The following is a 21,268-nucleotide window of genomic DNA, read 5'->3' as shown; positions in this document are numbered from 1 at the left end:
GCGACGGCTGCCCGGCTCGGGCTGGACGCTCAGACGAGCGCCGCGCCAGTGACCGCGCTCTCATTGACCAGGTCCACGAACGCCTGCGCGATCCGGCGCCCCGCGTCCCCGAGCTGGTCGGCACGGCTCGCGTACGCGTCGCGGACCTCGGCCGTGTCGACGGTGTCGTCCCCGTCCGCCCATGTCGCGAGCAGCTCGGTGCCCGCCTCGGGGTGGAACTGAACGCCCCAGGCCGACCCGATCCGGAACGCCTGGTACGGGTACATCGCCGACGACGCGAGCCAGGTCGCACCGCGCGGCAGGTCGACGACCGCGTCCGCGTGCATGCTCGGCATCGGGGTGCTGCGCCGCTCCTCGGCGACCGTCAGGTCGAGCAGCCCGCCGAGCAGCACGTCGCCGACCGCCTCGGGACGCCACTGCACGTCGATGACGCCGGCCTCGATCCCGGGAGGCGCCGCGACCTGCAGCCGCCCCCCGCGGGCGAGCGCTAACATCTGCGCGCCGAGACAGATCGCGAGCGTCGGCACACCGGACGCGGACGCCGCGGCCAGCAGGTTGCGCGTCGCGGGCAGCCAGGGCGCGACGACGTCGTCCACCGCGCTCATCTCCCCGCCGAGCACGATGAGGCCGTCGCCGACCTCGGTCGGGTCGACCGGGACCTCCTCGCCCGCATACGTGTGGATCGTGCGGAGCTCGACCCCGTCCAGCCACTCCTCGAACATGTCCAGCGGGACGTTGGCGTCCTGCTGGACGACGGTCACGACGCGAGGGCCCGGGGTGGCGGGCACGGGGGAAGTCTCAAAGGTCACGCGGAGACGGTACTCCGAGGTACCGAGGAGCCCGAAACCTGCAGGTCGTGGGCGCGCACTTCGCGCCGGGCGGACATCGGGTCCGTTGCACCGACGGCCGGAGGGGTCAAGGATCGGACCGTGACCCGACGACTGCTCGCCCTGTGCCGCACCCGTTCCCGCAGGGCGGCCCGGCTGCTCGGCGCCGTCGCCGCACTGAGCGTCCTGGGCGTGGTCGGCGCGCTCGCGGTCCCCGCCGTCGCGCTGGTCCCGGCGGTCGCCCCGTTCCATGTCAACGACCGGATCACCGACCAGGTGGGCGCGCTCGGCTCGTCCACGGCGGAGGTCACGACCCACCTCGACGCCCTGAAGAACGGCTCGGTCTACGACCTGTACGTCGTGTTCGTCGACGACTTCTCGGGGGCGTCCGGCTCGTCCTGGGCGGACGACACGGCGATCGCGTCCGGCCTCGGCACCGAGGACGTGCTGCTGGCCGTGGCGGTCACCGAGCGGAGCTACGGGCTGTCGGTCGCGGACCAGTCCCAGCTGACCGACGCCCAGATCCGGAACCTGCGGACCGACCTCATCGAGCCGCGGCTCAGCGCAGAGGACTGGTCGGGCGCCGTCATCGCCGCGGCGGACGGCCTGCTCGCAGCCGCAAGCGGCACTGGCACGGGCGGCTCGGGCACGGGTGGGTCGACGACCGGCGGCGGTTCGTCGGCGCCCAGCAGCTCGTCGACCTCGGGCCTGCTCGTCGTGCTCGTGGTCTTCCTCGTCGTCGTGTTCGGTGGCCTCGTCATCTGGGCGATGACCCGTCGGCGCGCCGGCGCGGGCGTCGTGGCGGCGCCCGATTCTGCGCGGCGCGGACGCCCCGACGGCCTCGATGCGCTGCCCACGGCGCAGCTGAACACGCGCGCGAGCTCCGCCCTCGTCGCGATCGACGACGCGATCACGTCGTCCGAGCAGGAGCTCGGCTTCGCGCAGGCCCAGTTCGGCCTCGAGGCCACGACCCAGTTCAGTGCGGCGCTCGCCGAGGCCAAGACCCAGGTCTCCGCGGCGTTCCGGCTGCGCCAGGAGCTCGACGACAGCACGCCCGAGTCCGAGCCCGAGGCGCGCCGGATGATGCTCGCGATCGTCGACACGTGCGCCGCGGTCTCCGCATCCCTCGACGCACACTCGGAGGAGTTCGAGAAGCTGCGCGACCTGCAGGCGCGCGCGCCCGAGGTGCTCGCGGGCGACGAGCGGCGCGCCGGTGAGATCGCCGCGCGCGTCGCACCCGCTCGGACGACGCTCGCCGGCCTGGCGGCGACGTACCCCCCGGCCGCCCTCGCGTCCGTGAGCGCCAACCCCGACCACGCCGAGTCGCTGCTCGCCGGGGCCCGCGAGCAGATCGCGCACGGCCGCACCGCGCTCGGCGGCGGCGACAAGGCCGCCGCTGTTGCCGCCGCGCGCGCCGCGGAGGCCGGCATCGCGCAGGCCGCGACCTTGCTCGACGCCATCGACCGTGCGGGTGCGCAGCTCGCGCGTGCCGGGGCGGATCTCGAGGCGGCGATCGCGTCGATCAGCGGCGACTTCGCGGACGCCGCGCGTCTCGCACCCACCGAGCCAGCCGTGTCCGCCGCGACCGACGCGGGCCGCCAGGCGGTCAGCTCGGCCCAGCAGGCCCGGACCGGCGGAGACCCGCTCGCTGCTCTGAGCGCGCTGCGCGACGCGGAGGCGCGGCTCGACGCGACCCTCGCCCCGTTCCGTGAGCACGCCGAGCAGAGCGCGCGCGCCCAGGCCCAGGCCACCGACCTGCTGGGTCGCGTGACCTCGCAGATCAGGGGGATCTCCGACTACATCGAGACGCGGCGCGGCGCCGTCGGGCCGGAGGCGCGCACCCGGCTGTCCGAGGCCGCGCGACTCGCGCAGCAGGCGCAGGTGACGCTCCCGGCCGACCCGGTGGCCGCGCTCGCGCAGGTCCAGCAGGCGGGGAGCCTCGCGGAGCAGGCGAGCCAGCTGGCGCAGGCGGACGTGCAGCGGTGGGAGGACGAGCAGCGCAGCTCCGGCCCCGGCGGGTTCGGCGGACCGCCCCGTGGCGGCGGCTCGTCGGCCGGGCTGATCCTCGGCGGCATCCTCATCGACCAGCTGCTGCGCGGCGGCGGGGGCTTCCGCGGAGGGGGCTTCGGCGGCGGCGGGTTCGGCGGCGGGGGGCGCAGCGGCCGGGGCGGCGGCGGCGGGTTCGGCGGCGGGTCGCGCGGCGGCCGGGGCGGGGGCGGCCGCTTCTGAGAGGACCGGCAGTCGTATCACGCAGCGTCGCACGACGGGCCCCACGCAGGGCCCCGACCTGGTAAGACATCCCTGGAGCACGAGCCGTCCGTTCGACGACCGAGCAGGCGGTACGCCCGACGAGAGGACGCACGATGACCGAGAAGCAGACGATCCTGGGTCGCATCACCCAGCTCGCCAAGGCGAACATCAACTCCCTGCTCGACCGCGCGGAGGACCCCGCCAAGCTCATCGACCAGCTCATCCGCGACTACACCAACAACATCGCGGAGGCCGAGGACGCGGTCGCCCAGACGATCGGCAACCTCCGGCTCGCGCAGCAGGACCACGCGGACGACGTGTCGGCGGCAAGCAGCTGGGGCCAGAAGGCCGCGGCCGCCTCGGCGAAGGCCGACGAGCTGCGCGCCTCGGGTGACGTCACGGGCGCCGACAAGTTCGACAACCTCGCCAAGGTCGCGCTCGGCAAGCAGATCGCTGCGGAGGACGAGGCCACGACCGCCGAGCCGCTCATCGCGTCGCAGTCCGACGTCGTCGAGAAGCTCAAGGCTGGGCTGTCGTCGTCCAAGGTCAAGCTCGAGGAGCTCAAGACCAAGCGCGACTCGCTCGTCGCCCGCCAGAAGAACGCCCAGGCCCAGTCCCAGCTGCACGACGCGCTGGGCTCGATCAACGTCCTCGACCCGACGAGTGAGATCTCCCGCTTCGAGGACAAGGTGCGGCGCGAGGAGGCCCGGGTCGCGGGCGAGCAGGAGCTCGCGGCGTCCTCGATCGACGCGCAGTTCGAGGAGCTGGACCGCTCGGGTGCCAACCTCGAGGTCGAGGCGCGGCTCGCGGCCCTGAAGAAGGGCACCGCGCCGTCCCTCTAGCCACCGCGTCGGGCCGACGCCGGGCGATCATGCAGCGTGCACCCAGGCAGCTCTCAGGGTTGATGGGCAGAATGGGTGCATGAATGGACCGTCCGGCGTGCCCGAGGCCCGGCTCCTTGTCGTCGACGACGAGCCCAACATCCGCGAACTCCTCGCGACGTCCCTGCGCTTCGCGGGATTCGAGGTGTTCGCCGCCGCCGACGGCGCAAGCGCGCTGCGTCTGGCCCGGCAGCACGAGCCCGACCTGCTCGTGCTCGACGTCATGCTCCCCGACATGGACGGGTTCACCGTCACGCGTCGGCTGCGCGAGAAGGGTCAGCACGTGCCCGTCCTGTTCCTGACGGCGCGCGACGACACCGCGGACAAGGTCCAGGGTCTGACGGTCGGCGGCGACGACTACGTGACGAAGCCGTTCAGCCTCGAGGAGGTCGTGGCGCGCATCCGGGCCGTCCTGCGGCGCACGAACCCCGCCGAGATCGACCCCGGGAGCGTGCTGTCCTACGCCGACCTCGAGCTCGACGAGGACTCCCACGAGGTGCGCCGGGCCGGCCAGGTCGTCGAGCTGTCCCCCACCGAGTTCAAGCTGCTGCGCTACCTCCTGCTCAACCCCGGCCGGGTGCTGTCCAAGACCCAGATCCTCGATCACGTCTGGCAGTACGACTGGGGCGGCGACGCGAACATCGTCGAGTCCTACATCTCGTACCTGCGTCGCAAGATCGACCAGGTCGACGGTCCGGACGGGACGCGCGTCGTCCCGCTCATCCAGACGAAGCGTGGGGTCGGCTACCTGCTGCGGCTCCCCAGCGGTTCATGAGCGGTCCCGACGTGCCCGTCGGGCGCACACGACGGCTCCGGCTGCCGCGCGTGGGCGGCTCGCGGTTCGCGCAACCCGTGGTCCGGGTCCGCGCGCGTTGGGCGCGGGTCCCGCTGCTGGCCCGGCTCGTGGGCATCATCACGGTGCTGCTCACGGTCGGCCTGCTGGTCGCGGGTGCGACGACGACCACGCTGCTGCAGCGCTACCTCGTCGGCCGGGTCGACAGCCAGCTCAAGACCGAGGCGTTCAGCCTCGCGGACCGGCAGCTCGACGCGCTGCTGCGCAACGGCTGCAACCAGGGCGGCAGCTCGCTGTTGCCCAGCGACTACACGGTGATCTTCCGGTTCGCGGCAGTCAGCGGTCAGGACGCCACCGACACCGTCCAGGACTGCGGTCGCAGCGTGACCTACCAGGAGTCCGGCGAGCCGCAGCTGCCGACCCTCACGGCCGACCAGGCCGACGCGCTGGGCGGCGAACCGTTCACCGTCCCGAGCACGCGCTCGGACTCGTCCTGGCGTGTCGTGGCGTACCCCCTCGGCGTCGGTGGCCTCTACACCGGCACGGTCACGGTCGGGCTTCCGCTCGGCGGCATCCACCAGACCGTCGAGCGGATCGTCCGGGTGCTCGTGTCGAGCGGTGCGGTCATCATCATCATCGGCGCGCTCGCCGGCAGCTGGGCCGTGCGCCGCTCGCTGCGGCCCCTGCGGGAGATCGAGGTCACGGCCGCAGCGATCGCCGCGGGCGACATGACCCGCCGCGTGCCCGCGGCACCGCCGTCGACGGAGGTCGGCCGGCTCGGCGAGGCGCTGAACGGCATGCTCACCCAGATCGAGCAGGCGTTCGACGCCCGCACGGCCTCGGAGGGCCGGATGCGCCGGTTCGTCGCGGACGCCTCCCACGAGCTGCGGACGCCGCTTGCCGCGATCCGCGGGTACGGCGAGCTGTACCGGATGGGAGCGCTCACCGAGCGTGACCAGGTCGACGACACCATGCGCCGCATCGAGCAGTCCGCGACCCGCATGGGCGGCCTCGTCGAGGACCTGCTCGCGCTCGCGCGCCTCGACGAGCGGCGCCCGCTGCGGTCCGACCACGTCGACCTCGCGGTGCTGGCGGCCGACTCGATCAGCGACCTGCACGCGCTCGACCCCGACCGCCCACTGAAGATCCAGCCGATCGACGGGACGGCCGGGCTGCGCTCGTGCACGGTCGTCGGCGACGAGCGGATGCTCCGGCAGGTGCTGTCGAACCTCGTCGGCAACGTCGTCGCCCACACCCCCGCGGGCACCCCGGTCGAGATCGCGCTCGGGAGCCGCGGCGACGCGGCGGTCCTCGAGGTCCGCGACCACGGCCCGGGCATCGACCCCGAGCACGCCGCGCGCGTCTTCGAACGCTTCTACCGGGTCGATGCCAGCCGCAGCCGGAACGCCGCGGGGCAGGGGACGGGCGGTGGCGCAGGGCTCGGCATGGCGATCGTCGCGGCCATCGTCGGGGCCCACCACGGTGATGTCGACATCGAGCAGACCCCCGGTGGCGGCACGACCGTCCGCGTGACGCTGCCCGTCGTCGGGCCGGGAAGTCCACCTGCTGGACCGGAAGCGACCTCTCCGGGTGCCGCCTGAGCCTGCCGGCTACTACGATGGCTCGGCTCAGAAAGCAGATCGTTCACAGAGGGTGGTTCATGGACGTCCACGAAGCACCACAGTGGTTGCTCGCTGCGTTCGTCCGGAGCGCCGTCGGCGCCGGGGCGACAGCGGAGAAGGCCGACATCAAGGCAGTCGGCGAGAAGCTCATCGAGAAGTGGTCGTCGCCCGGCCGGAGGTACCACAACCTGCGACACCTCGTCGATGTCCTGGCCCGCGTCGACGAGCTCGCCGAGGAGACCCACGAGCCCGACCTCGTCCGGCTCGCGGCCTGGTACCACGGTGCGATCTTCGACGCGGCCGACATCGCCGCCTACGCGAACCGCGGCGGGGAGGACGAGGTCGCGAGCGCGCTGCTCGCCCGCACCGACCTGCTCGCCCTCGGCGTGCCCGAGGCTCGTGCGGCGCGCGTGCACGCCCTGGTGAACGCACTCGCCCGGCACACCGCGAACCCGACCGACTTCGACTGCGCCGTCCTGTGCGACGCCGACCTGGCGATGCTCGCGGCCGACCCGCAGCGGTACAAGGTCTACCTGCACGACATCCGCGCGGAGTACGAGCACCTGCCCGTCGAGCACTACCTGCGCGCCCGCCTGCGGATCCTGCGCAAGCTCATCGCGCGGCCCAGCCTGTTCGTGAGCCCGCTCGGAGCGGCCTGGGAGGAGCCCGCACGGCAGAACCTGTCGGCGGAGCTGCAGCGCCTCGAGAAGGAGCTCAGCGCCATCGAGGCCGTCTCGGTCAACGCCGGTGGACCCGCGGAGTCCGCGGCGCCCGCCGTCGAGCCGCCCACAGTCGCCGGCTGAGCGAGCCTGCACACGCCGCCTGCGCCCGACGACGTCGCGCGCAGGCGGACCTCCGTAGCGTCCGTGCTCCCACGAGACGAGGAGGTCACCCATGAGCAAGTTCGAGGTCGACAGCGCGCAGGTCGCGCAGGCAGCCGCAGCCGTCCAGGCACGTACCGCAGCAGTGCGTGCTGAGGTCGCGGCGCTGCAGCGGCAGCTGAACGAGCTGCAGAGCACCTGGCGCGGTGGCGCGGCCACTGCGTTCACCGGCGTCATGACCGAGTGGTCAGCGACCCAGGCCCGCGTCGAGCAGGCCCTCGACCACATCACGACAGCCCTGCACACGGCCGCGCGCACCTACGCGGACGCCGAGTCCCAGGCGTCGCGGCTGTTCATGCGCTGACCCGCCCGGCGTGCGGCCCGATCGATCCGGGCACCGTCGATCTCCAGCACCGTAGATTCAGTCCATGACGGTGCTGGTCGATCCGCCGATGTGGCCCCGGCACGGGCGACTGTGGGCGCACCTCGTGAGCGACGAGTCGCTCGACGAGCTCCATGCGTTCGCCGCCCGCGCCGGGATCCCGGCACGCGGGTTCGACCGCGACCACTACGACGTGCCCGACAGCCTGCACGCGGAGCTCGTCGCCCTCGGCGCTGTGCCGGTCGGCGCGCACGAGCTCATCCGCCGGCTTCGCGCGTCCGGACTGCGGGTCCGACGCCGCGACCGCAGCCGACCCGGCACCTGACGGACTAAGCATCTGATGGTGTGGGCACCAGACAGGTCCGACACCGGACGGGCTCAGCATCTGGCGGGTTGGCAGCCCCCGCCGCCACGAACGAACGACGGGCCGGTCACCTCGCGGTGACCGGCCCGTCGTTCTGTCGATCGTCGTGCAGTGCAGCCGAGGCTGCGGGGTTACCTCAGCGGATCAGAAACCGCCGCCGAAGTCCTCGCCGCCACCGCCGCCGCCACCGGCCGGGGCCTTCTCCGGCTTGTCGGCCACGACGGCCTCGGTGGTCAGGAACAGGGCCGCGATGGACGCCGCGTTCTGCAGTGCGGAGCGCGTGACCTTCACCGGGTCGTTGACGCCGGCGAGGAGCAGGTCCTCGTAGACGTTCGTCGCGGCGTTGAGGCCGTGACCGGTGGGGAGGTTGCGGACCTTCTCCGCGACGACGCCACCCTCGAGGCCGGCGTTGATCGCGATCTGCTTGAGCGGCGCGTCGAGCGCGACGCGAACGATGTTCGCCCCGGTCGCCTCGTCGCCCTCGAGCGCGAGGATGCCCGCGTCGGCGAACGCGAGCTTGCCCGCCTGGATGAGCGCGACGCCACCACCGGCGACGATGCCCTCTTCGACGGCGGCCTTCGCGTTGCGAACGGCGTCCTCGATGCGGTGCTTGCGCTCCTTGAGCTCGACCTCGGTCGCAGCGCCGGCCTTGATGACGGCAACGCCGCCGGCCAGCTTCGCGAGACGCTCCTGGAGCTTCTCACGGTCGTAGTCCGAGTCGGAGTTCTCGATCTCGGCACGGATCTGCGAGACGCGGCCGGCGATCTGCGCGGCGTCGCCCGAGCCCTCGACGATGGTCGTCTCGTCCTTGGTGACGACGATCTTGCGCGCCGTGCCGAGGACCTCGAGGCCGACCGTGTCGAGCTTGAGGCCGACGGTCTCGGAGACGACCTGGCCACCGGTGAGGATCGCCATGTCCTGGAGCATCGCCTTGCGGCGGTCGCCGAAGCCGGGCGCCTTGACGGCGACGGACTTGAACGTGCCGCGGATCTTGTTCACGACGAGCGTGGCCAGGGCCTCGCCCTCGACGTCCTCAGCGATGATGAAGAGCGGCTTGCCGGCCTGGATGACCTTCTCCAGGAGGGGCAGCAGGTCCTTGACGTTCGAGATCTTCGACTCGACGAGCAGGACGTAGGCGTCCTCGAGGACGGCCTCCTGGCGCTCCGGGTCGGTGACGAAGTACGCCGACAGGTAACCCTTGTCGAAGCGCATGCCCTCGGTCAGCTCGAGCTCGAGGCCCAGCGCGCTGGACTCCTCGACCGTGATGACGCCTTCCTTGCCGACCTTGTCGAGCGCCTCGGCGATGAGCTCGCCGATCGCCGTGTCGCCGGCCGAGATGGAGGCGGTCGCAGCGATCTGCTCCTTGGTCTCCACATCCTTGGCCTGCAGGAGGAGCTGGGCGATGACGGCCTCGACGGCCTTCTCGATGCCCTTCTTCAGGGCGATCGGGTTGGCGCCGGCCGCAACGTTGCGCAGACCCTCGCGCACGAGCGCCTGGGCCAGGACCGTGGCGGTGGTGGTGCCGTCGCCGGCGACGTCGTCGGTCTTCTTGGCGACCTCCTTGACGAGCTCGGCACCGATCTTCTCGAACGGGTCGTCGAGGTCGATCTCCTTGGCGATGGAGACGCCGTCGTTGGTGATCGTGGGGGCGCCCCACTTCTTGTCCAGGACGACGTTGCGGCCCTTCGGGCCGAGGGTGACCTTGACGGTGTCGGCGAGGATGTTGAGTCCTCGCTCGATGCCGCGACGGGCCTCCTCGTTGAAGGCAATGATCTTGGCCATGGGGCTGTGATCCTTCACTGTGGCTCGGTTCGGCTGACGGTGCCCGCGACGGACGGCGCGCTCCCGGACGGTCATGTCCCGCTCGGGTGCGAACCTCACCGGTCAACCGGTTGATTCTGTCACTCTCCACCGGAGAGTGCTAAGACCATGGTTAGCACTCACCCCAGGAGAGTGCAAGCGGCTCACCTGTCCCGCGGGGCCCGACCGGCGTGTTCACGCTGATCGGAACCGGGGTGTTCGCGCATGGCAGATGGCCCGCCACCCGCCGGGGCGCACGCGCCTGCGCGACGTCAGGGAGCGAGGGACGGCGGCTGGGTGATCCCGAACCTCGACCGCAGCGCGCGCGTCGCCGCGTACCAGCCACCGAGCCCGTGCACGCCCGGACCCGGCGGCACCGAGGCGGAGCACAGGTAGACGCCCGGCAGCCCACCGTCGAACGGGTCCCAGACCGGGCGTGGGCGGGCGAACATCCGGTACAGCGACACCGCACCCCCGGCGATGTCGCCGCCCGCGTAGTTGGCGTTGTGCTCGCTCATCTGCGCGGCGGGGACGCACCGCGCGGCGACGACGACGTCCCGGAAGCCCGGCGCGAACCGCTCGACCTGCCGCGTCACGGCGTCTGTCAGGTCGAGCGTCGACCCGTTCGGGACGTGCGCGTAGGTCCACAACGGGCGCAGGCCGCCCGCGCCGAACCGGGTCGCATCGGCCGTCGTCGGATCGCTCAGCAGGACCATCGGGTGCTCGGCGTGCCGTCCGGCCGCCACCGCGGCCTCCGCGGCGGCCATCTGCGCGCGGCTGCCCCCGACATGGACGGTGCCCGCGAGCCCGACCTCGGGGCGGGTCCACGGCACGGGACCCGAGAGCACGAAGTCGACCTTCGCGGCGGCGTTGCCGGCAGGGAACCGGGCGAACGACCGGGCAGCGCGTCCAGGCAGGCGCCGACCCAGCACGCGGACGAGGGTTCGCGGGGTCGTGTCGAACAGGTAGGCCTGGGCGCGCGGCAGCTCGTCGAGGTCGTGCACCTCGGTGCCCGTCACGATCGAGCCGCCGTGCGCACGTAGGTCGGCCGCGAGGGCGTCCACGATCGACTGGCTGCCGCCCCGCGGGATCGGCCAGCCCGGCCCGTGGGCGAGCGCCGCGAGCATCACAGCGGCACCGGCGGCCGTGAGCGACGGCATCGGTGCGATCGCGTGCGCGGCGACCCCGGTGAGCAGAGCGGCGGCCTCCTCGGTCCGGAACCGCGCGCCCCACGCGACGCTGCCCTGCTCGAGCACCCCGAGCCCGAAGCGGACGGCGGTCCCCAGGTCGCGGGGCATGCTCCGGCGATCGCCCAGGGCGACGTCGACGAGACCGTCGGGGTGCGTCGAGAGCGGCCCGAGGAGGCGGCGCCAGGCCGGGCCGTCCGGGCCGAGCGCGTCGGCCGTGCGCTCGATGGACCGGTAGGCCACCGCGGCGCGCCCGCCGTCGAGCGGCTGCGCGTACGCGGCCTCCGCGGCCAGCATCTCGACACCGCGCGCCTCGAGGTCGAACGACTGGAGGAACGGGGACGCAACGGCGAGGGGGTGCACGGCTGAGCACACGTCGTGCAGGACGCCGTCCGCGAGGCCGAGGTCGAGCGTGCGAGACCCGCCGCCGATCGTGTCCTGCGCCTCGACGACCTGGACGCTCAGCCCCGCGCGGGCGAGCGTCACGGCGGCAGCCAGGCCACCGGGACCACTTCCGACGACGACCGCGTCGACCTCCGTCGACCGCGCTCGGCTCACCGGGTCACCGCCCGCACGCGGTCGGGCCGAACGGCGGCCCCGCGCGTCGGTCAGCCCTTGAAGCCGGGCATCAGGACGATAGTGATGCCGTCCTTCGCTCGCGTGGTCGACAGCTCGACGGTCGAGATGCCGAGCAGCTGCGCGACGGCGTCGGCCGTGACCTTCTGATCCTCGGTCGCGTAGAAGACGGTGGTCGCCTTCACGCCGGTGCCGGTTCCGTTCGAGGCGGTGACCTTGGTGAACCCGCCGGCCTCGAGCTTCTTCGTCTGGCTCGCAGCCAGACCCGAGACGTTCGCTGCGTTGAGCACCACGACGGGCGAGGTCAGGTCCGGTGTCGCAGCAGGCGGCGCGACGGGCGCCTCGCTCGTGGCGGTGTCAGCGGGCGGTGCCGTGTCGGTGGCGGTGCCGGTCGCCGCGTCGGTGGCGGTGTCGGTCGGCTCGGTCGTGCCTGTTGCACCGAGGCCCGAGATGGCGCCGCCGAGCCCGGTGTCGGAGTTCGAGATCCAGGTGACGAGCCCGTAGGCGAGCGCGGGGAAGACGACGAGGACGACGAGGAACGGCCACACCTTGGACCACGTGGTGCGGGGTGAGCGGTGCACGCCGCGAGGACCGTCGTGGTCGTCAGCGGCGTCGAACTCGTCTGGTGGGTACGGGTAGCTGGCCTTGCTCACGGCGGACAGGCTATCCGGTCAAGCCGTGAACTGTGACCGCACGTGTCGCAGGGCGCGCGTCGCGACGCAGGTCAGGCTTCCGCGCCGAGCCGGCGGGCCGAGCGGGCGCGCTGCCGGGTCGAGCGCATGCGGCGCAGCCGCTTGACGAGCATGGGGTCGTGGGCGAGCGCGGCGGGCGAGTCGATGAGGGCGTTGAGCACCTGGTAGTACCGGGTGGCCGACATGTCGAAGAGCTCGCGGATGGCCTGCTCCTTGGCGCCGGCGTACTTCCACCACTGCCGCTCGAACGCCAGGACCTGCTGGTCACGCTCGGTCAGCTCACCCGCGTGCTCGGCGACGACGCTGCCGACCCGTTCCGCTGTCGCGGTCTCCATCGTGGCTCCTGACCTTCCGTGCCTGACCTGTCCGCGCTGAGCAACGATCCGTGCCGGGCACCTGCCCCTACCGCGCTCACGTCATCGTAGGCGGGAATGACACGGGTGTCATTCCTTGCCCTCCACGGTTCACCCGGTCGCGCACGACACGCGAACGACACGCCGGGACCGCCGTCGTCGCTACCCTCGCGGGGTGACGAACCGACCTCTCACCGACCTCGTGGCCCCCGACTGGGCCGTCGCGCTCGCCCCGGTCGAGCCCGCTCTCCGGGCAGCCGGGGAGTTCCTGCGTGCCGAGGTCGCCGCCGGTCACGGGTACCTGCCGGCCGGCGACGCGATCCTGCGGGCGTTCGCGCGTCCGCTGGCCGACGTGCGGGTCCTCGTCGTCGGGCAGGACCCGTACCCGACCCCGGGGCACGCGATGGGGCTGTCCTTCTCGGTCCAGGCGGACGTCAGCCCGCTGCCGCGGTCGCTCGCGAACATCGTCACGGAGCTGGTGTCGGACGTCGGCGCACCACGGCCCAGCTCGGGCGACCTCACGCCGTGGTCCGACCAGGGCGTGATGCTCCTCAACAGAGTCCTGACCGTTCGCCCGGGTGCTCCGGCGTCGCACCGCGGCAAGGGCTGGGAGGCCGTCACCGACCGCGCCATCGCGGCCCTCGTCGAGCGCGGCGGACCGCTCGTGGCGGTGCTGTGGGGCCGCGACGCGCAGACCCTCGCGCCCGCACTGGGTTCGACGCCGATCGTCGCGAGCGTGCACCCGAGCCCGCTGTCGGCCCATCGCGGGTTCTTCGGCTCGCGACCGTTCTCACAGGTCAACGCCCTGCTCGTGGCGCAGGGAGCCGCACCGGTCGACTGGTCCCTGCCCTGAGCCGGTGACGCGCCTGCCGAGTTCGCGCAGAATGTCCCCGTGACCACACCGATCCCCGACGCCGTCGCGTCGGCACCCCGCTGGAGCCGGTTCGTCGCGATCGGCGACTCGTTCACCGAGGGCCTGTGGGACGTGCCTGACGCGGACGGGCAGTGCCGTGGCTGGGCCGACCAGCTCGCCGGCCATCTGTCCGAGCGCCGGACCGCCGCGGGCGCCGAGCCCCTCGCCTACGCGAACCTCGCGATCCGCGGCAGGCTGCTGCGCCCGATCATCGCCGAGCAGCTGCCCGCGGCGCTCGCGCTCGACCCTGACCTCGTGAGCCTCATCGGCGGAGGCAACGACGTGCTGCGGCCGTCGGTGGACGCCGACCGGCTGGCCCGCGACCTCGAGGCAGCCGTGGTGCGCCTCCGCCGGGCGGGCATCGACGTGCTCCTCGGTACCGGCATGGACTCCGCGGACAGCCCGCTCATCCGGGCGACGCGTGGACGCGTGGGCATCTTCAACACGCACATCTGGTCGATCGCCCGCCGACACGGTGCGTACGTGCTGGACCTCTGGGGCATGCGCTCGCTGCGGGACTGGCGCATGTGGGCCCCGGACCGCATCCACCTCACGACCGATGGGCACGCGCGGGTGGCACAGGCGGCACTGGTGGGTATGGGCCTGGCGCCCGACGACTCCGGGTGGGACGACCCGCTCACCCCCCTGCCCCCGGTCCCGCGGATCCGGCAGCTGCGGGACGACGCCCGGTGGGTGCGCGACGACGTGTACCCGTGGGCGACCCGTCGGCTGCGTGGTCAGTCGTCCGGGGCGACCCGCGTTGCCAAGCGGCCGGAGCTCGCACCGGTCGAGTGAGCCCGGACGCAGGTGCGTCCCGGTCCGTCGAGGGACAGGGGCGGACGAGCGACGGTCAGACGGCGGGGGCGATCGTGAGCCGGTCGGCCTGCGCGGCGTCGACGGGCGTGGTCGCCGTCATCGCGAGCACCGAGTCGGTCCTCAGCTCGCCGGTCGCGGTGCCGAGTGCCGCGCCAGCGGCGTCGTGCACCGTCACTGCGACGCGCTGACCCGCGCACTGGGTCGGGTAGCCGGTGACCCGGATCCCGGTGACGGCGTACGCGCCCAGGGTCGAGTCGATACCGACCTCGTAGCTCACCGAGATCTGGGAGGCCGGGCACGCGGAGGCGGACGACAGCTCGCCTGCCTGCGCGGCACTCGACGAGGCGAAGGCACCAGCGGCCGCGACGGCGAGGAAGGCGCTGGCCCACCAGCGTCGGTTGCTCCGCCGCTTCGAGCTTGTCGCTGTGCTCATCGCGCACCTCCTTCACCGCAAGTCGTTCCCTTGCTCACGACCATACGTAGGTGGAAACACCCAAGCCACCAGTGAGTCAGGTCACGCTGGATGAAATAAAGCCCCACGGCCGGACACATGGGCGAAGTCGCCGGAGAGGCTGCGCTCCCACGCTTTTCGGGGGTGGGCGACGGGCGCAGAGACAGGCCGCTCGAGCCGTCGGAGCCGACGCCGGATACGGGATAGGCGCGACGAAGGGGATGACTTTGGCGGCAATAGGGGGAAAACACCCACCCGAGCCAAGATCGATGAGAGTTGGTCACGGGACCCGTCAGAACGCGCCCAGAGTCAGGCGCGCGTCGCGTGTCTGCACGGGCGCGAGGTCGACCGGGACTTTGAGGACGCCGGGCGAGCAGGTCGCCCGGACCGACGAGTCAGGGGCAGATGTAGACCGGGTTGGTGATCTGCCCGGTGTTGTTCCCCACGAATTCGATCGTCTGAGTGACTGCGACCTGCGCGCCATCGGCCCCGACCACGGTCGCAGTACCGCTGCTCGCCACACCGGTGAACGTCACGAGGCGCGTGCTGCTCGAGCAGAAGCCGCTCGGCAGAGGTGCGAAGGTCGCGCCACCGGAGGACTCCCCGACGTATCGCGCCAGGAAGGGGAATCTGGCGAGGTCTGCGAAGTTCACCGTCGCCTGCCAGGTCACCGGGTTCTTCTCAGTGGTCGACACCGTGATCTTGAGCTTCCACGAGGTTCCGGAGGTGTCCGTGTTGCCACCGAACGTCAACGAGCACGACTTGCCGTTGTTGGTGTTGCCACCACCGTTGAGCACGACGCAGCCGGGCGCCACCGCCGCCGCGGTATAGCTCCACGTTGTGGGGATGGGCCACGACGCAATCGTCACGGAGATCACGGCCGTGGCAGCAGGGGTGTAGGGCCCGGACAGCGCAAGCTGGACCGAGCCTCCCGCCGCAGGCACCGTCGCGGCGCCGGTGAGGGTCGCCGTGGTTGCCGAGTCGTACAGCTGAACGGCGATCGGCAGGCCAGCGCACGCCACGGCGATGCCGGACAGCTGCATGACGTTGGTGGTGGTCGTCGTGGCCGGCGTCGTCGCCGCCACGGCGTCGTCGCAGCGCGCGCTGGAGAACGCCGAGGGGTGCTGACCGCCGGTCATGACCAGCTTCGCGGCACTGGCCGGAGTCATGAAGGACAACGCCACCGCGAGGATCAGCGCGCAGGCGCCCAGGGCCCGCTTCATCGGGGCTCCATCACGGGCGCGTGGACCGAGTCGGGCACGGAGTCCGGGACCCAGGACGGCACGGTGGCGGCACCCTCGTCGCGCGCGGGCTCAGTCTGAGAGGGGCTCAGCGCGTCTGCGCTGAGGTCGGTGCCGACCGCGTCGAGCACCGAGCCCGCCGTCGCCTGGTCGGCGGTCGACGCGTCGTCGTCGCTCTCCTCTTGGCGAGGCCAGACAAACAGGCCGATCGCGATCAGGATGAAGGAGACCCAGACGAACGGGCTGGTCAGGCCGCGGGCGACCAGGCCGACCTTCGGCAGGTAGACCTTGGCGACCCCGAGGACCTCGGAGCCGGCAGGGTTGAACGGGTCCGCAGCGGCGTTGTTGTCGCCCTGCATGACCCAGCCGGTCGTCGCGTCGCCACCCGTGATGCGGTGGATGATGCGCGCGCCGCCGAGCTCCTTGGGCTGGTAGACGATCACGTCGCCCACCACCGCCGTGGCGCACCGCGCGACGACCAGGTCGCCGGTGTAGTACGTCGGCTCCATCGAGTGGCCCGAGACGATCGTCAGGGTCGTGCAGCCGCCGAGGCTCGTCGGCCAGAGGAGGAAGGCCGCGACCCCCGCGAGGGTGTACAGCAGGACGGACGCGACGATGCCAACGAGCCGGCGCGGGGTGGCCGCGCCGGCTCGAAGGTGCATGCGTCGCTCGATGATCCGACCTCAGTCAGTCCGTGAGCGCGGTTCAGCTGTAGATCGTGAGCGCGACGGTCTTGATGGCGTTGTCCTGGCCGGCCGAGAGCGGGATCGAGATCGACGTCGCACCCGAGGCAAGCGAGGTCTCCACGCCATCAAGAATGACTGCGTTGAGGTCGCCGAGAAGCGCGACCTTGTACTTGTGCTTGCCGTCCGCGCATGCGGCGTCGATCTTGCTGAGGGTGACCGTGTCCGACCCGAAGGTTGCGCCCGTGCGTGCCGGAGCCGAGAACGTCACCGGGATGGTCGTCGTCTGGCAGTCCGCGGTCAGGGCGAGGGTGCCGGACTGGACCGTGTTGCTCCCGGTCAGGTTCAGCTGCGCGGCGGACGCAAGCGACAGACCGGCGACGCCGAGGACGGCGAGCGCGATGGCGATGGACTTGCGACGGTTCGTGGACTTCGACATTCCGATTGCTCCCGGAGACTGGTTCTGGTGGGAGTCGGCGAGTGGCCGAAACCCGTCCAAAGAGCGACCTCGCTGCTGGACAACTGGAACCCTAGAAAGTTCTGAACAGATGTCCACGTCTGCCCTGGGTGCAGCCACCTGCGGTGCCGGAATGGTCCGATTGTTTCACCCCGGACAATCGGCACGTATCGGCATGCATCGGACAGCGCAGGAGCGTGTCCACAGCCGTTTCACAGCCGCTGGCGAACCCGCTCGTTCGGTCGTGGAAGCGCGACCATCGTGATGAACATCACGTATGACAGGTTCATGCCGAGGGTGTGACTGGCGCGTCAGGCGTCGTACATGGTCGAGATCGGGACGCGCGCCTCCACGCGCGTCCCCTCACCCGGGACAGATGAGACATTCAGCCGTCCGCCGATGAGCACCAGTCGCTCCTGGAGGCGCTTCGTCCCGGAGCGTGGGCCGACGGTCGGCGCATCGAATCCCGACCCGTCGTCGACCACCGCGACGGCGAGGCAGTCCACGTCGAGATCGATCGCCACGCGCAGCGAGTGCGCGCCGCCGTGGCGCAGCGCGTTGGTCACCGCCTCCTCGACGACCCGGACCGCGAGCAGCCGCTCGCTCTGGGTCAGCTGCGGCGAGACCGGGTCGTCGAGGCTGCGCACGTCGTCGGACACCACCATGCGCGTCGCGATGTCGGGGGCATCCGCGCGAGCAGCGACCGCACCGCCGGCACCATGCCGATCTCGAGGCTCTCCGGGTAGAGCATGCGGCTGGTCTCGCGCACGTCGCCCTCCCGCACGTCCTCGATCTGCTCGCGCACCTCACGCAGCGCGAGCACGTCGGCGTCGGTGCCGAACCCCGAGTCGAACGACTCGATCGCGCGGTCGAGCCGCGCCACGATGAGCACGAGCCTCTGCTGGAGGCTGCCGTGCAGGCCCTCGGCGACCTCGCGGCGGACCCGGACCTCCTCGTCCTCCAGGGCCCGCAGCGCGAGCTCGATCCGAACCTTTGCCGCGGCTCCCGCCTCGATGCCCTTGCGGAGCCGCCGCTGCGACACCATGGCCGCCGCCCCCGCCATCCCGCCCGCGACCGCCGCGATGAGGCCGGCCGACAGCTCGACGAGCTGGGTCGTCCTGATCGTCACGTCGTAGACGTGGAACGCGGACTGGGCCATGACGCGCGCGGTCGCCGCATACATCGAGGCGACCGCGATCCCGTAGACCATCTCCCAGAAGCTGTGGGTGGTCGCGACCCTGCTCCAGCGCAGGGCGGCGAGCATGACCAGGACGCAGATCGTGTTCGCTGCGAGACGACCGCCGAACGACCCGCCGCCCACGCCCGCGGGGGCGTACTTGTACGCCGCGGACACGAGGAGCGCCGCACCCACCGCGAGCAGACCGAGGACGCCGCCCGTCGCGGCCAGGAGCGCCCTGAGGTCGTCGCGCTGGGCTGACTGCTCGGCTGTCCTCGGGGCAGGCATGGTCGTCCAGTCCTCATCGGTGTCCCCACGGCGCGGGATCGCGCTCGTGACGTCGCGCACGACGATACTGGGGCACGATGACTACGCAGGCGCACGACCCCATCCGGCTCGGCATCGTCGAGGACCAGCCTCTCTTCCGTTCGATGCTCGAGTTCACGCTCGCGAACGTGGAGGGCATCAAGGTCGTGGCGGCGGTCGGCACGGCCCGCGAGGCCGAGCAGCGCATGACGCCCGGGGCCGTCGACGTCGCGATCCTCGACATCGACCTTCCCGACGGCAACGGCATCGCCCTCGGTGTGATCCTGCGGCGCAAGCAGCCCGGGCTGGGCATCCTCCTGCTGTCCGCGCAGGACTCCATGGACCTCCTGCTCGACCTGCCGCCGGACGTGCGCAACGGCTGGAGCTACCTGTCCAAGACGTCCTCGACCAGCACCGACACGCTCGTGGCCGCGGTGCGCGCCTCGGCGGCCGGCAAGACGACGCTCGACTCGGCCCTCATCGACCGCAAGAAGCCGCGCGCGGGGACCGCCGTCGCCCGGCTCACCGACCGGCAGTACGCGGTGCTGCGGCTCCTCGCGCAGGGCCGCTCGAACGCGGGCATCGGCGAGGCTCTCGGGATCACCGAGAAGTCCGTGCAGAACCACATCAACGCGATCTACGGCACGCTCGAGATCGACACCGATCCGACCCGCAACCCCCGCGTCAGCGCCGCGCTGCGTCTGCTCGAGGAGACCGGCCGGTCATGACCTTCGTGATGCGTCCGGCGCCCTGGGGCTTCGACGGGCGGGTGTGGCGGGACATCAAGGGCCGGGAGATCGCCGTCGAGGACCTCACGCCCGGTGCCGCCCTGGGAGCGCGCGGCATGCTCGAGCGGTTCGCCGCCACGTACGCGGCCGAGCGGGTCGGCTTCTACCGCGCCGCGGCTGCCGCGGCCCGCACGGACGGACTCGCCGCGACGCTCGCCGCCGAGCTCGACGTGGCCGCGGACCGGATCGAGGGCGCATCCGCCCAGGACTGGATCGAGGGCACCGTCCTGTGGCGAGCGCTGACGGAGCGCATCGCCGAGTAAGAGCAGAGCCTCCTATCGGATTCGAACCGATGACCTACGCATTACAAGTGCGTTGCTCTGGCCAGCTGAGCTAAGGAGGCGCGCACCCCGAGGGGTACCGCGCAAGCGTACCGAAGCCGGTACGCCGGGGCCGCCGTGCCGGACGGTGTGCGTCCGGCCCGGCGGCCCCGGAGGTACCGCGCGATCAGCCCTTCGCGGCGACGATCGCCTCGGTGAGCGGACCGGCCGAGTACAGGTCGCCCTTGAACGCGGTGCCGTTGATCAGGACGGTCGGCGTCCCGTAGGAGTCGCCCAGGTCCACGCTGGCCTGAGCCGTCAGCGCCGAGACGTACGGGGCGAACGTGCGCCAGGCCTTGTCGGGGACGTTCGTCGTGAACTGGTCGACGACCGTCTGGGGCACACCGGCGGTCAGCGCGAGCTTCGCGATCTCATCGTCGGACAGGCCCTTCGAGTTCTCGGCCGGCTGGTTGGCGAACAGCGCGGAGTTGAAGGCCGTGAACTTGTCGGGCGCCTGGTCGGCGACGACGGCGGCGGCGTTCGACGCCCGGGTCGAGTACTCGGTGCCCGACGACAGCCGGTCGAGGATCGAGATCGGGTGGTACTCGACGACCACGCCGCCCGCGGCCCGCAGCGTGGCGAGCTCGGCGTCGTTGGCGGTCTCGAACTGGTGGCAGTACGGGCACATGTAGTCGAGGTAGACCGAGACGACGACGTCGCCGGTGGCCGCCTTCTCGCCCGCCGTGCCGGTGGCGCCGACCGGGATGGCACCGCTGTCGGAGGCGGTCGAGGGCTTGGCGACGTCGGCGAGCTTGACGGCGTCGCCCGTGTACGCGGCAGCGCCGGCGGTGGTGCCCTTCGTCTGGCCCAGGATGAGCGCGACGACGACGACGAGCACCACGACTGCGGCGACGAGCCCGCTGATCGCGATGATCCGGTTGCGCTTCTCGCGCTGCTTCTGCTGCTCGCGCATCTGGATGGCCTTGACCCGGGCCTCGTCGCGACGCTCGGCCTTGCTGGGACGTGGATCGTTGCTGGGCATGGTTCTGCTTCCGTCTGAAATTTCGGGGTGGAGGTGGAGCGGGCGTTCAGGCGGGCAGGACGGGCGGGCCGCGGTGCGGGTGGGCGGCCAGGACGGCAGCGATCGTGCGCAGGGAGCGCACCTCGACGGTGACGACGAACCGCGTGACCTGCCCGACGACGGCCACCGCGGCGCGCGGGACCCTCGGCAGCGCAGCAGCGAGGACCCGGGCGGCAGACCGCAGGGCGCGGACCAGCACGGCACCGATCCCGAGACCGCCGGCGCCGAGGGCCAGGTGGAACAGCAGGACCGGCACCGCGACGCTGAGCAGCACGACGACGCCACCCCGCGCGAGCGGGGTGAACGCGACGGTGCCGTCAGGGCAGTCGGCGGCGCTGCGCAGCAGGGCCAGTCGCAGCCCGAGCGGGCCGAGTGCGCCGTCGGCGCTCACGCACTGATGGAGGGCGATCCGACCGGGCAGAGCCAGCGAACCAAGGACCGCGATCGCGGCGACCGACGCGACGACCAGGCCCGCGCGCCGCGTGGGCACGCCGACCCGGGCACGGGGCCGGGATGCGGTCATGGGCCCAGGGTAAGGGGTCGGCCT

24 protein-coding genes and 1 tRNA gene are annotated in these 21,268 nt (G+C 72.0%); 11 read left to right on the top strand and 14 right to left on the bottom strand.

Annotated elements, in window-relative coordinates; all coding sequences use genetic code 11:
• Nucleotides 1–29 precede the first annotated feature (29 nt).
• Entirely contained in the window at nt 30–809 is a 780-nt protein-coding gene (locus tag DDP54_RS10560) for a type 1 glutamine amidotransferase (protein WP_242448335.1), read from the bottom strand.
• A 120-nt stretch (nt 810–929) separates the two neighbouring features.
• On the opposite strand from DDP54_RS10560, the gene DDP54_RS18850 reads away from it, so the two are divergent.
• From DDP54_RS18850 to DDP54_RS10525, 7 genes are all read left to right on the top strand, one after another.
• Complete coding sequence (locus DDP54_RS18850; protein ID WP_146192412.1) at nt 930–3,056, top strand: TPM domain-containing protein; 2,127 nt, start codon at nt 930–932, stop codon at nt 3,054–3,056.
• Between the two features lie 134 nt (nt 3,057–3,190).
• Nucleotides 3,191–3,919 (top strand): PspA/IM30 family protein, encoded by a 729-nt coding sequence (locus DDP54_RS10550; protein WP_109131698.1) that lies wholly within the window; start codon nt 3,191–3,193, stop codon nt 3,917–3,919.
• Nucleotides 3,920–3,998: 79 nt separating this feature from the next.
• Nucleotides 3,999–4,733 (top strand): response regulator transcription factor, encoded by a 735-nt coding sequence (locus DDP54_RS10545; protein WP_109131697.1) that lies wholly within the window; start codon nt 3,999–4,001, stop codon nt 4,731–4,733.
• The gene (locus tag DDP54_RS10540; RefSeq protein WP_109131696.1) at nt 4,730–6,352 is read left to right on the top strand and encodes a HAMP domain-containing sensor histidine kinase; all 1,623 of its coding nucleotides are present in this window, start codon (nt 4,730–4,732) and stop codon (nt 6,350–6,352) included. The genes DDP54_RS10545 and DDP54_RS10540 overlap by 4 nt, the downstream gene beginning before the upstream one ends.
• A 59-nt stretch (nt 6,353–6,411) precedes the next feature.
• Nucleotides 6,412–7,176, top strand: a complete 765-nt coding sequence (locus tag DDP54_RS10535) for a hypothetical protein (protein ID WP_242448334.1) — start codon at nt 6,412–6,414, stop codon at nt 7,174–7,176.
• 91 nt (nt 7,177–7,267) lie between these two features.
• Nucleotides 7,268–7,558, top strand: coding sequence for a WXG100 family type VII secretion target (locus DDP54_RS10530; protein ID WP_109131695.1), 291 nt, complete (start codon nt 7,268–7,270; stop codon nt 7,556–7,558).
• A gap of 64 nt (nt 7,559–7,622) precedes the next feature.
• Nucleotides 7,623–7,901, top strand: coding sequence for a DUF4031 domain-containing protein (locus DDP54_RS10525; RefSeq protein WP_109131694.1), 279 nt, complete (start codon nt 7,623–7,625; stop codon nt 7,899–7,901).
• A 183-nt stretch (nt 7,902–8,084) separates the two neighbouring features.
• On the opposite strand, the gene groL is transcribed toward DDP54_RS10525, so the two are convergent.
• From groL to DDP54_RS10505, 4 genes are all read right to left on the bottom strand, one after another.
• Nucleotides 8,085–9,722 carry a chaperonin GroEL gene (groL, locus tag DDP54_RS10520; protein ID WP_109131693.1) on the bottom strand — a complete coding sequence of 546 codons (1,638 nt, stop codon included), beginning with the start codon at nt 9,720–9,722 and terminating at the stop codon, nt 8,085–8,087.
• A gap of 290 nt (nt 9,723–10,012) precedes the next feature.
• Entirely contained in the window at nt 10,013–11,485 is a 1,473-nt protein-coding gene (locus DDP54_RS10515) for an NAD(P)/FAD-dependent oxidoreductase (RefSeq protein ID WP_109131692.1), read from the bottom strand.
• A gap of 50 nt (nt 11,486–11,535) precedes the next feature.
• Nucleotides 11,536–12,156 carry a LytR C-terminal domain-containing protein gene (locus DDP54_RS10510; RefSeq protein ID WP_158274505.1) on the bottom strand — a complete coding sequence of 207 codons (621 nt, stop codon included), beginning with the start codon at nt 12,154–12,156 and terminating at the stop codon, nt 11,536–11,538.
• Nucleotides 12,157–12,227: 71 nt separating this feature from the next.
• Complete coding sequence (locus DDP54_RS10505; RefSeq protein WP_109131690.1) at nt 12,228–12,530, bottom strand: DUF3263 domain-containing protein; 303 nt, start codon at nt 12,528–12,530, stop codon at nt 12,228–12,230.
• A gap of 193 nt (nt 12,531–12,723) precedes the next feature.
• Here DDP54_RS10505 and DDP54_RS10500 point away from each other — a divergent pair, with 193 nt between their 5' ends.
• Both DDP54_RS10500 and DDP54_RS10495 read left to right on the top strand, forming a co-directional pair.
• Complete coding sequence (locus tag DDP54_RS10500) at nt 12,724–13,401, top strand: uracil-DNA glycosylase (protein WP_109131689.1); 678 nt, start codon at nt 12,724–12,726, stop codon at nt 13,399–13,401.
• Between the two features lie 39 nt (nt 13,402–13,440).
• On the top strand, nt 13,441–14,256 hold the full coding sequence (locus DDP54_RS10495; protein ID WP_109131688.1) for an SGNH/GDSL hydrolase family protein: 816 nt from the start codon (nt 13,441–13,443) through the stop codon (nt 14,254–14,256).
• A 55-nt stretch (nt 14,257–14,311) separates the two neighbouring features.
• Here the strand turns inward: DDP54_RS10495 and DDP54_RS10490 are convergent, their stop codons facing one another.
• The 6 genes from DDP54_RS10490 to DDP54_RS10465 form a co-directional block, all read right to left on the bottom strand.
• Nucleotides 14,312–14,710 (bottom strand): hypothetical protein, encoded by a 399-nt coding sequence (locus DDP54_RS10490; RefSeq protein ID WP_109131687.1) that lies wholly within the window; start codon nt 14,708–14,710, stop codon nt 14,312–14,314.
• Nucleotides 14,711–15,123: 413 nt separating this feature from the next.
• Nucleotides 15,124–15,951, bottom strand: a complete 828-nt coding sequence (locus tag DDP54_RS10485) for a hypothetical protein (protein ID WP_109131686.1) — start codon at nt 15,949–15,951, stop codon at nt 15,124–15,126.
• On the bottom strand, nt 15,948–16,631 hold the full coding sequence (locus DDP54_RS10480; protein ID WP_109131685.1) for a signal peptidase I: 684 nt from the start codon (nt 16,629–16,631) through the stop codon (nt 15,948–15,950). Before DDP54_RS10480 ends, DDP54_RS10485 begins: the two co-directional genes overlap by 4 nt.
• 43 nt (nt 16,632–16,674) lie before the next feature.
• Nucleotides 16,675–17,091, bottom strand: coding sequence for a hypothetical protein (locus DDP54_RS10475; RefSeq protein ID WP_109131684.1), 417 nt, complete (start codon nt 17,089–17,091; stop codon nt 16,675–16,677).
• Nucleotides 17,092–17,420: 329 nt separating this feature from the next.
• On the bottom strand, nt 17,421–17,768 hold the full coding sequence (locus tag DDP54_RS10470) for an ATP-binding protein (protein ID WP_158274504.1): 348 nt from the start codon (nt 17,766–17,768) through the stop codon (nt 17,421–17,423).
• Nucleotides 17,720–18,634 carry a hypothetical protein gene (locus tag DDP54_RS10465; protein WP_109131682.1) on the bottom strand — a complete coding sequence of 305 codons (915 nt, stop codon included), beginning with the start codon at nt 18,632–18,634 and terminating at the stop codon, nt 17,720–17,722. Before DDP54_RS10465 ends, DDP54_RS10470 begins: the two co-directional genes overlap by 49 nt.
• 17 nt (nt 18,635–18,651) lie before the next feature.
• Between DDP54_RS10465 and DDP54_RS10460 the strand changes: the two genes are divergently transcribed.
• Together DDP54_RS10460 and DDP54_RS10455 are read left to right on the top strand one after the other, a co-directional pair.
• Nucleotides 18,652–19,320, top strand: a complete 669-nt coding sequence (locus tag DDP54_RS10460) for a response regulator transcription factor (RefSeq protein WP_109131681.1) — start codon at nt 18,652–18,654, stop codon at nt 19,318–19,320.
• On the top strand, nt 19,317–19,643 hold the full coding sequence (locus DDP54_RS10455; RefSeq protein ID WP_109131680.1) for a hypothetical protein: 327 nt from the start codon (nt 19,317–19,319) through the stop codon (nt 19,641–19,643). Before DDP54_RS10460 ends, DDP54_RS10455 begins: the two co-directional genes overlap by 4 nt.
• 6 nt (nt 19,644–19,649) lie before the next feature.
• Here DDP54_RS10455 and DDP54_RS10450 read toward each other — a convergent pair.
• The 3 genes from DDP54_RS10450 to DDP54_RS10440 all read right to left on the bottom strand — a co-directional run bounded on the left by DDP54_RS10450 (nt 19,650) and on the right by DDP54_RS10440 (nt 21,244).
• Nucleotides 19,650–19,723, bottom strand: a tRNA-Thr gene (locus DDP54_RS10450).
• A 104-nt stretch (nt 19,724–19,827) separates the two neighbouring features.
• Nucleotides 19,828–20,682 (bottom strand): thioredoxin domain-containing protein, encoded by an 855-nt coding sequence (locus DDP54_RS10445; protein WP_109131679.1) that lies wholly within the window; start codon nt 20,680–20,682, stop codon nt 19,828–19,830.
• Nucleotides 20,683–20,728: 46 nt separating this feature from the next.
• The gene (locus DDP54_RS10440) at nt 20,729–21,244 is read right to left on the bottom strand and encodes a hypothetical protein (protein WP_109131678.1); all 516 of its coding nucleotides are present in this window, start codon (nt 21,242–21,244) and stop codon (nt 20,729–20,731) included.
• Nucleotides 21,245–21,268 lie beyond the last annotated feature (24 nt).

This window comes from Cellulomonas sp. WB94 (assembly GCF_003115775.1).
Lineage (GTDB): Bacteria > Actinomycetota > Actinomycetes > Actinomycetales > Cellulomonadaceae > Cellulomonas_A.
This window is presented reverse-complemented; position numbering and strand designations above follow the sequence as displayed.